Here is a 2005-nt window from a genome sequence, read left to right as displayed (position 1 = left end):
GTCGCCAACGCGTCCGCACCCGCACCGCCGTACACCTCCGGCACGTGCACCGCATGCAGGTCGTTCCCCTGCAACGCGTCCAACGCCTCCTGCGGGAACCGCCCCTGCTCGTCCACCTCCGCCGCGAACGGAGCGATCTTCGCCTCGGCCAGCGAACGCACCGCCTCACGGAGCATCTCGTGCTCCTCGGAGATACGGAAGAGATCGAAGTCCTGGCTCATGATCGTCACTCCTGTTTCACGACGGTACTCAGTACCCTTCATTATGCATGCGTGCGGCAAAAAGGGAACTCAGTGCCTTCCCTTGGCGGTACTGAGTTCCCTATCCTTTCCGTGCCGAACTTCTGCGGAACTTCTGCCGAACAAGCCGCTCCGAGCGCAGGGAGATGACAGCGTGGTCCCCTCAGCCATCGATGCCGACACCCGCAGCACGACGCTGTACTTCCAGCGCTGCGCGTGGTGCAACAACCCGACCTTCCAGCGGCTGCTCTGCCCCACCTGCGGCTCCACCGACCTCCGGCTGGAGCCCAGCGAGGGCACCGGCGTGGTCCGGCGCTGCGCGGTCGAGCAGGCCCGGACGCCGCTCGTCCGGCAGAAGTCGCTGATCCGCATGGCGGAGGGCTTCGACGTCTGGTGCATCGTGGACGGGCTGCGCAGCACCGTGCCGGTCGGCACCCGGGTGCGGCTGCTCTCCTCCCCCGACTCCGACCAGCCGGAGCTGCGGCTGCTGACGGTGGAGGAACCGCCCGTGGTGCAGGACCAGGAGCCGCGTCCGCTGCCGCCCTCCCAGGGAGGATTCACGCAGCACCTGGCGGCTTTCGCGGAGTGAACGGAGCGGTTCGAGCCGGCGGCCGAACGACGGAGGGCGTGGCACCGAGTACCCGGTGCCACGCCCTCCTGGTGTTCCCGCGGGATCAGCCCTTGCGGGCCGTCACCTCGGCGGTGAGCTGCGGCAGCACCTGGAAGAGGTCGCCGACCACGCCGTAGTCGACCAGCTCGAAGATCGGGGCCTCGGGGTCCTTGTTGACGGCCACGATGGTCTTCGAGGTCTGCATGCCGGCCCGGTGCTGGATGGCGCCCGAGATGCCGTTGGCCACGTACAGCTGCGGGGAGACCTGCTTGCCGGTCTGGCCGACCTGGCTGCTGTGCGGGTACCAGCCGGCGTCGACGGCGGCACGGGAGGCGCCGACGGCCGCGCCGAGCGCGTCCGCGAGCTCCTCGACCACGCCGAAGCCCTCGGCGGCACCGACGCCACGGCCGCCGGAGACCACGATCGCGGCCTCGGTCAGCTCCGGGCGGCCGGTGGACACCCGCGGGGTGCGCGCGGTGACCTTGGCGGCGTTGCCGGTGAACTCCACCGACACGGACTCCACCGCGCCGGCGGCCGGAGCGGCCTCCGGGGCGACGGCGTTCGGCTTGACGGTGATGACCGGCACGCCGTTGCTGACGCGCGACTCGACGGTGTACGAGGCGGCGAACACCGACTGGGTGGCGACCGGGCCCTCGTCGCCGACGCGGAGGTCCACCGCGTCGGTGATGATGCCGGAGCCCAGGCGCAGCGCGACGCGGGCGGCGACCTCCTTGCCCTCGCCGGAGGAGGTCACCAGGACGGCGGCCACGTCGTTGGCCTTGGCGATCTGGGCCAGGGCGTCCACCTTGGGGACGACCAGCTGGTCGGTGAACTCGGCGCCGTCGGCGACGTACACCTTCGCGGCGCCGAACTCGGCGGCCTTGGCGGCGATGTCGCCGGCCGCGGCACCGGCGCCCAGGACGACGGCGGACGGCTCGCCGATGCGGCGGGCCAGGGTCAGCAGCTCCAGGGCCGGCTTGCGGACCGCACCGTCGGCGTGGTCGACCAGGACGAGAATCTCAGCCATTGCTCAATGTCTCCGTGTTTCGCAGGTTCGAGGGGTGGTGGGTGCGGCTCAGCTGGACTTCTGGGTCAGATGAACTTCTGGTCGGCGAGGAAGCCCGCGAGCGCCTTGCCGCCCTCGCCCTCGTCCTTG

3 protein-coding genes are annotated in these 2005 nt (G+C 70.7%); 1 reads left to right on the top strand and 2 read right to left on the bottom strand.

What is annotated here, in order from left to right; all coding sequences use genetic code 11:
* Window positions 1-221: acyl-CoA dehydrogenase family protein (locus IE332_RS40430; RefSeq protein ID WP_189926884.1), on the bottom strand; the 221-nt coding region annotated here is incomplete at its 3' end.
* Between the two features lie 172 nt (window positions 222-393).
* Here IE332_RS40430 and IE332_RS40425 point away from each other — a divergent pair.
* Window positions 394-828, top strand: coding sequence for a PhlB family protein (locus tag IE332_RS40425; protein ID WP_189926882.1), 435 nt, complete (start codon window positions 394-396; stop codon window positions 826-828).
* An 85-nt stretch (window positions 829-913) separates the two neighbouring features.
* On the opposite strand, the gene IE332_RS40420 is transcribed toward IE332_RS40425, so the two are convergent.
* Window positions 914-1876 carry an electron transfer flavoprotein subunit alpha/FixB family protein gene (locus tag IE332_RS40420; RefSeq protein ID WP_189926880.1) on the bottom strand — a complete coding sequence of 321 codons (963 nt, stop codon included), beginning with the start codon at window positions 1874-1876 and terminating at the stop codon, window positions 914-916.
* Window positions 1877-2005: the final 129 nt, after the last annotated feature.

The organism is Kitasatospora xanthocidica (genome assembly GCF_014656195.1).
GTDB classification, from domain to species: Bacteria; Actinomycetota; Actinomycetes; order Streptomycetales; family Streptomycetaceae; genus Kitasatospora; species Kitasatospora xanthocidica.
This window is presented reverse-complemented; position numbering and strand designations above follow the sequence as displayed.

Bases quoted from the DNA above. Each gene is read 5' to 3' on its own strand.
- IE332_RS40420 (WP_189926880.1), bottom strand. From the start codon at position 1,876: ATGGCTGAGATTCTCGTCCTGGTCGACCACGCCGACGGTGCGGTCCGC.